General features: G+C 56.1%; 8 protein-coding genes. 4 read left to right on the top strand and 4 right to left on the bottom strand.

The window, feature by feature from the left end:
• Positions 1 to 276 precede the first annotated feature (276 nt).
• Both AC070A_RS11870 and AC070A_RS11865 read left to right on the top strand, forming a co-directional pair.
• Complete coding sequence (locus tag AC070A_RS11870; protein ID WP_492384485.1) at positions 277 to 981, top strand: tyrosine-type recombinase/integrase; 705 nt, start codon at positions 277 to 279, stop codon at positions 979 to 981.
• A 61-nt stretch (positions 982 to 1,042) separates the two neighbouring features.
• Positions 1,043 to 1,588, top strand: coding sequence for a hypothetical protein (locus tag AC070A_RS11865; protein WP_492384484.1), 546 nt, complete (start codon positions 1,043 to 1,045; stop codon positions 1,586 to 1,588).
• Between the two features lie 82 nt (positions 1,589 to 1,670).
• Here the strand turns inward: AC070A_RS11865 and rnhA are convergent, their stop codons facing one another.
• The 4 genes from rnhA to AC070A_RS11845 form a co-directional block, all read right to left on the bottom strand.
• Positions 1,671 to 2,189 carry a ribonuclease HI gene (gene rnhA / locus AC070A_RS11860; protein ID WP_492384483.1) on the bottom strand — a complete coding sequence of 173 codons (519 nt, stop codon included), beginning with the start codon at positions 2,187 to 2,189 and terminating at the stop codon, positions 1,671 to 1,673.
• 169 nt (positions 2,190 to 2,358) lie between these two features.
• On the bottom strand, positions 2,359 to 3,063 hold the full coding sequence (locus AC070A_RS11855) for a hypothetical protein (protein ID WP_492384482.1): 705 nt from the start codon (positions 3,061 to 3,063) through the stop codon (positions 2,359 to 2,361).
• A gap of 25 nt (positions 3,064 to 3,088) precedes the next feature.
• Positions 3,089 to 3,364, bottom strand: coding sequence for a hypothetical protein (locus AC070A_RS11850; RefSeq protein ID WP_492384481.1), 276 nt, complete (start codon positions 3,362 to 3,364; stop codon positions 3,089 to 3,091).
• 141 nt (positions 3,365 to 3,505) lie between these two features.
• Complete coding sequence (locus AC070A_RS11845) at positions 3,506 to 4,078, bottom strand: recombinase family protein (protein ID WP_492384480.1); 573 nt, start codon at positions 4,076 to 4,078, stop codon at positions 3,506 to 3,508.
• Positions 4,079 to 4,331: 253 nt separating this feature from the next.
• On the opposite strand from AC070A_RS11845, the gene AC070A_RS11840 reads away from it, so the two are divergent.
• Together AC070A_RS11840 and AC070A_RS11835 are read left to right on the top strand one after the other, a co-directional pair.
• The gene (locus AC070A_RS11840) at positions 4,332 to 4,937 is read left to right on the top strand and encodes a hypothetical protein (RefSeq protein WP_492384479.1); all 606 of its coding nucleotides are present in this window, start codon (positions 4,332 to 4,334) and stop codon (positions 4,935 to 4,937) included.
• Between the two features lie 83 nt (positions 4,938 to 5,020).
• Positions 5,021 to 6,205: a hypothetical protein gene (locus AC070A_RS11835; protein ID WP_492384478.1), complete on the top strand. Its 1,185-nt coding sequence runs from the start codon at positions 5,021 to 5,023 to the stop codon at positions 6,203 to 6,205.
• Positions 6,206 to 6,515: the final 310 nt, after the last annotated feature.

Raw genomic sequence — 6,515 nt, 5'->3', positions numbered from 1 at the left:
AAATGCTTCCCTATTTCGAAGCCTTGAATCACGGCGGCCGATAAATGCCAAGAAATTTTATGAGTTTACGCTGTAGCCGATAACGGGTCGCCGAGGACACCAGGTGACTTCCTCCAGAAGATTGACGACTTCAAGAGCTTTCTCGGCCACGAGGATGTCAGCCGCATTACGCCCCTGAATGTTTCCGAGTATTGCGACTTCCTCAGGCACGACAAAGGACTGACCGCGAAGACCGTCAGCGGCAAGTATCTCGCGGCCATTCGGACGATCTTCCGGGTGGGCCTCGCCAAATCACGCATTGCGGTTGACCCTACCGCCAACGTCAAAGTCTCTATCCCCAAGGCAATCCGGGAACGGTCTAAGGGCTTCACAGATGATGAAGCGAAGGCAATTTTGTCCTGCGCCCTACGCGATCCCTCCACACTCGGCGGCATGGCGGAATTGAACAAGCTCGCTTGTCGATGGGTGCCTTGGATTTGCGCATACACCGGAGCACGGGCCGGAGAGATCACCCAGCTTAGGCAAGAGGATTTCACAGAGGAGTTCGGCATCCCTTGCGTCAGGATCACCCCTGAGGCGGGTTCGGTAAAGACCGGCGTCTATCGAACGGTTCCGCTACACCCACACCTGGTCGAACTCGGTATTCTCGATATGGTCCGCAGTCGCTCTCAGGGGCCTCTGTTCTACGTGCCGAACGACAGGAAGAGGAAGCCCGGGCATACTCAAGCTGCCAGCGTACGCGGCAAGGTGAGCGACTGGGTGCGCGACACGGCAGGAATGAAGGACCCTCGGGTGCAGCCGAACCACGCATGGCGTCACCGGTTCAAAACCATAGCTCGTGACGTTGATATGCCGCAGCGTTACATGGATGCAATCCAAGGGCATGAGGACGGATCGTCAAGCGCCGAATATGGCGAGAACACCATGAGGGCGCTCCGCCGCGAAATCTTGAAGCTGCCGCGCTACAAAATACTCGTCTAGAGATTGCCGCCAAAGATCGTGGAGCCCGAAGTTGCACTTGTGGATCGCAAACAAAGATCGGATGCCGGAAGCTGAAGTCTCACTTCGATTGGCCGAATACCTGACTGAACTCCCTGCCTTTGGCGGCCACGTCGACGTCGCCATCGACGGCGCTTCTGTGAAGGTTCATGGTGAGGAAGTCTTCGATATTTCGGGCTACCTTCTTGCGCATGGATGGCAGATGGCCATAGCAGATGCCAAGAGCCGGAACACTTGGGCTGCAATATACCGTCGGGGCAACATCACGATGCGCGTTCACTCAAAATCAGGGGTGGGTGACGTTGAGGCGATCGTCTCGGGCCGACGGGTAATCGCCGAATGCAAAAAAGGCCCGCTTATTAGGAGGCAGGGAAGTCCCGAATATCCGTTGCTGACGACAGCGATCGGTCAGGCGTTGTTGTTTCCTGCGGTAGACGGCGACGTCTTGGTCGCAGCCGTACCCGATACGCCCACGTTCCGCCGGATCGCGGCCGATTGGCGCGAAAGACCTCGCCTCAAGGCATCTGGCATACAGATCGTGCTCGTAAACCGGACGGGAGAGGTCTCGGGGCTGAGCCTGAGCGACTAATGGGCCAAAAGACACCGATGCGAAGGCGAAGGGGCGAATGCAACTGGCCCCAAAATGATGGAGCCAATTGCGTTCCGCGATGCTACGCGACTGTTGCCGACAGCGCCTTATCGATCGCTACATTGGCTAGCCGGTCGCACCGCTCGTTCAAACGGTCGCCGCTATGTCCGCGAACCCATTGCCACGAGATGTCTTCGAAGAGTTGAGATTGTTCATCAAGTTCTTGCCAAAGATCTTGATTTAGGACCGGCTTGCCTTTCCCTTTCGCAGTGCGCCATCCGTACTGCTTCCAGTTCGGCATCCACTGTGACATGCCGTCCACGAGGTATTTGCTGTCGCTGCGGACAATGACGGGAATGTTCTTCTCCCTGAGCCTCTTCAGAGCCTCCAACGCTGCCGTCATTTCCATACGATTGTTGGTGGTCTCTGGCATCTCACAGCCGAAAAGCTCCTGCTCCTTGATGACCTGACCTCCCATCTTGAGCTGAAGGACCGCACCCCACCCACCGGGACCGGGATTTACGCGACAGGCGCCATCGGTGTGGATGAGATAGTGGCGATTGTCGGCAGTCGTGGCGTGAATGCTCTGTTTAGTGTTCATTGTTTATCCTTGTGGCTGATTACAGTCCAGCGTCAGCGGTGGACGTGGGCCGCTCCATGCTGGTCAGCTTTGCATTGTTACGTTCAGGATGTTTCGAGGCGTGACAGAAGTCCGGCTCGGTCATTTTTTGAGGTGTTGTGGGCTTAAGTAATGAGCCTAGGCGACATACTCACAACCGGTCCAAAACCGTGGTTTCGAGACTCGGGACAGCCTGGGGCATTGCCAAAAGCTGATCTCTGGCCTTCTGGAGACCAGCAGCGCGAGTGGCGAGAAATCGACTGACTAATTGCTGAGATACATCCAAGATCGAAGCAACCTCGGCTTGACTGAGGTGCCTCCAATGATCCGCCAACCAGCAGACCATTTCCTGGACCGACATCTCTTCTCGCCCGAGTTTGGCTCGGTATTCATTGCGCTTCGTTCGAAATTTATCCAGCTCTGCTCGGGCAAGCTGAGTGCCGCAGGTTTCCTCCGCTTCGAGGTCGATCAATGTTTGGCTCAGGTGTTGTTCGATCCAGCCGCGAGCATCGGGGCCGATAACATCGAAGGGCTGATGTCGCCCTCTGACTGATCGTTTCAAGCGCTTGCCCCAACCTCTACTGGTTACCCATGGAGCCAGTCTATGGCGCTGGAGACCGCCGCCCCGTTCCAGTTGAAGGACACCCATCCTTCGGAGCGCCACCCTCACCTTGCGCCGACCAAGCCCAAGAAGCTCTCCAAGCTCCGTGACGGTCACCCAATCACCTCTTGAAACCGTAATGAGCTCACCCGTTTTGCGATCGAGTATTTCTTCTTTATATTCCATGCCTATCGTTTCGGTTGTCTCCAATGCGAAAGCCCCCGCCACGAAGAATGACGAGGGCCTTTGGTTCATCGTTGATATGCCGGCTCGCGAGAACTCAGGCCGATCTCACTGCGGTCAAACGAACATCGCGCCTGGTATCATCACGATGCATGAGAAGCTCGTTGACTTCCGAAGCCTGGATCTCTTCGACGGAAATATCTCCCGCCCATTCGGGACCGCTCTCCACGGCCAGTCGCTTCGCCGACATGATGTCGGGAGCTCGAATAACCTCGCTGAGTTCATCGAAGACGCAGCCTTGGAGGCCGTAACAAGCGTAGAAGTAGCGCTGCCCTGCATCGAGCGAGAGGTTCGAGCGAACGGTTTTGTGCATGGATGTTCCTATCTTTGGCTGGAAAGTGTCGGGCGTGGGAGCGACGACGATCGGTGGAGGACGGAAAAATGAAATCGTCCTACGGCTGCCCCTATTGCCAAAACCTCTGATCCCCTGTCGCGATGACGACTACAGGTCCTTTCAGTCCGCCGCCCGGGGCTCCCGGAGTATCCTGAACACGCTTGATCGGCTGACGCCCAACTCCGCAGCAATGGCGTCCGCAGTCCTTCCCTCAGCCTTCAATCGCAAGACATCGTCGGTCTTCCTCCGCGCTGTCGGTGCGCGGCCCTGGTATCTGCCTTCGGCCTTCGCCTTGGCGATCCCTTCGCGCTGGCGCTCCAGCATCAATTCTCGCTCAAACTCAGCTATCGATCCCATCAAGTTCAACATAAGCTTGCCTGTCGGTGTCGCCGTGTCGAGATTGAGGGCCAGCACCCGCAACTCTACGCCCTTGGCCTTGAGCTTTCCGGTGATGCCGATCAGGTTCGCCATAGAGCGGGCCAGCCGGTCGAGCTTCGTGACGACAAGCGTGTCTCCCTCGCGGACGTAATCAAGGGCGCGTTCCAGTTCGCTACGCTTGGTGTCGACGGACGACACTTGCTCCTTGAACACCTTGGTGCACCCCGCCGCTGTCAGGTCGCGCAATTGAGCGTCAAGGCCAGCAACTTGATCTGTGGTCGATGTCCGGGCGTAGCCAACGACGGCGGAGGTCATGGATTATCCTTCCAGTCTCATTAGGTTCTAGAAATCAATGACACTATCCATGCCAAAAGTCAAACACCATTCCTGTGGCACTATTTCAGTTGCTTCCTGAGTGGCTCACTGGGGCAGGGTTTAGTGACACCAAACTCCACTGTGTTGGCCAGCGATCCAACTGTCTTGATCTACTTGATTCCGAAGATGATGATTTGGTATGCCACCCTAAGTTTTGTGTCACACTCGTATGGGTCCAAGAATGTCCGAGGGAATGATCGCATCGATCGCGGCAATTGCAGCTGTTGCCGTCACTTTGGTGCAGTGGATGTTCTCTCTAATGGCAGAGCGTCGTCAACGCGACGTACAGATGACGACTTGGGGTAACGAAGTCATTGAAACTATGGCTGCAATCGAGACAGCCTGTGCCCCGATTTCGTCCGGCGAGCCCTACACGTCTCGTGACTTTGAGTTGCTTGGCGAACGCGCTAGCGTCCTTGTAGACCAAGGCAGATTTTTCTTTCCGAATGTCAAAGAACGGCGCGATCAATCGCACGATCATGGCACTCGGGTGAAGTTGCTCGATCAAGTCTTAAGGGCTTGCTACGTGGCGCGGTATATGGCCGCTGAGCCGACGACAAACCGAGAGTTGCTCAGACGTCGTGTCTGGGAGGCTAGAAGACGCTTTGTGTATCTTCTGCAGGAAGAGATGGGCGCCTCGTTAAGGAAGGTGGGGGCCGACAGTTCGGGAGACCACATCCCCTCGAATCCCGAGGATTGGGAGTATCCGAAAAAGAACCTTAACCTGCCCTCTCGCGACGGTAACCACGGCGAAGAGACCGCTAGGTCTTCACCCAGGATATCATCCAATGCGCGGTAAGCATCCGCAAGATGCAGCTTCCGGTTCGATTGTTCTGTCTGCCGCTTCCATGGTCTCAATGATAGCGGCCCCCTTGGTGTTGAATGAAAAAGAACATTTCCATCAGCGTGGATGCCAGTACTTGGCCGGCCGGAAAAAAGCCGCCGAGAAACCTCTGGCCCAAGGTCTTGCCGCCGCAGATTGATATCTTGGAGATGATGCTCCGGATTGGTTGCCTGGCTTTCCCTGCGCAATCGACGGCACTCGACATCAACGCCTGGTGGGCCTGGCTTAGATATGCCTCTGCATTTTCGCCTAAGCCGGATTTTCTTCTTCGGCAGGAGTATGCCGACGTCGATGGTCATCAAAAAACGATCCTGAGCGACGACTTTGGGATGGGGATCGCGCTTACGTATGTGGCCCCTGCGCTGCATATGCAGACGCTCTTCGATGGTCGGTATTTCGTTCAGTTCATCGCCCCTAAACTCGGTGTGACGGTAGCAAAGGTTGCAAAGAACGGTCAGTTCAAGTCGCCTGATTTCATCGGACGAGACCGGATTGGTAGGTGGCATGCAATCGAGTGTAAGGGTACGCAGACTAACGGGGCACGGGAAAGCCAAATGGCAACCGGTCGGGCGCAGAAGGCAAACATTGTATTTCCCGCAACGCGCCAGGGGCAGCGGCTTGTATCTGGCCTTTTGATCGGTCGAGACGGCGGCTCGATAGGTTCGTCCCTATTAATCGAGGATCCCGAAGGGGATTTGCAAATTGAAATAACCGAGGATTTGCTGGCGGACGCAGAAGAAGCGATGGCTCGCGCGACGATAGCTCGCTCTCTGGGTGTAGCAGGATTCCATAACGCAGCTTCCCTCATTGCCGCCCCATATGGTTCCAGGCCGTTCGACCGCGAGACTACAGGGAGGTGGGAGACCAGAAGAAAGCGCGCCCTTAGTGCCAGATTCGGTGCGACAATGGAGGAATTTCGTACTCGCCAGAATCGTGGGGTGAACGCATACGACGTGGGTGATCGTATAGGCAGGCAAATCCAGATGACCCTGCCATTCGAGATCATCTCTGGTGGGAAAGTCTTCCGATCAATCGCAGCGATCCTGTCTGTCCCAAAGGCGCTTCATAACACTGTAGCCGAGATAGCGGAACAGAGTCGCCCCAGCGCGCTCTCTGACTTTGCGGGGTTCTCATGGTCCGGGATTAAGAGTGATGGGGATGGTGAATCTGCGAAGCTTGTGGTCGGAGACATACTTGAAGGCACACTGAAGCTTCTACCCTAGATCACTGGGCGAGCCGAGTGTCGAAGCGACAGAGAACCTAATAGGCTGTGGCGGACTGGCCGGTTTCGTGGGCACCAATGTAAAGCACCGCTCTCGTTCTCGACATACCAAGAGACGATCTTCAATCCGCGCTCCTCAGCGAAGCTCGCCACAACCACACCTTAATGAAACCGACGCCGCAATGCGCGGTAGAGGAGAGCCGCGAGCGCCGGAACTGCATCCGCAGAGCGCACTTTGACCGAACCGCCGTGCGACCATGGTCTTGACCGCACCTGTAATCCGAGAGCGACGAACGAAAGAAAGCCGACGC

Source organism: Ensifer sp. GW101-20A05 (genome assembly GCF_059424735.1).
This window is presented reverse-complemented; position numbering and strand designations above follow the sequence as displayed.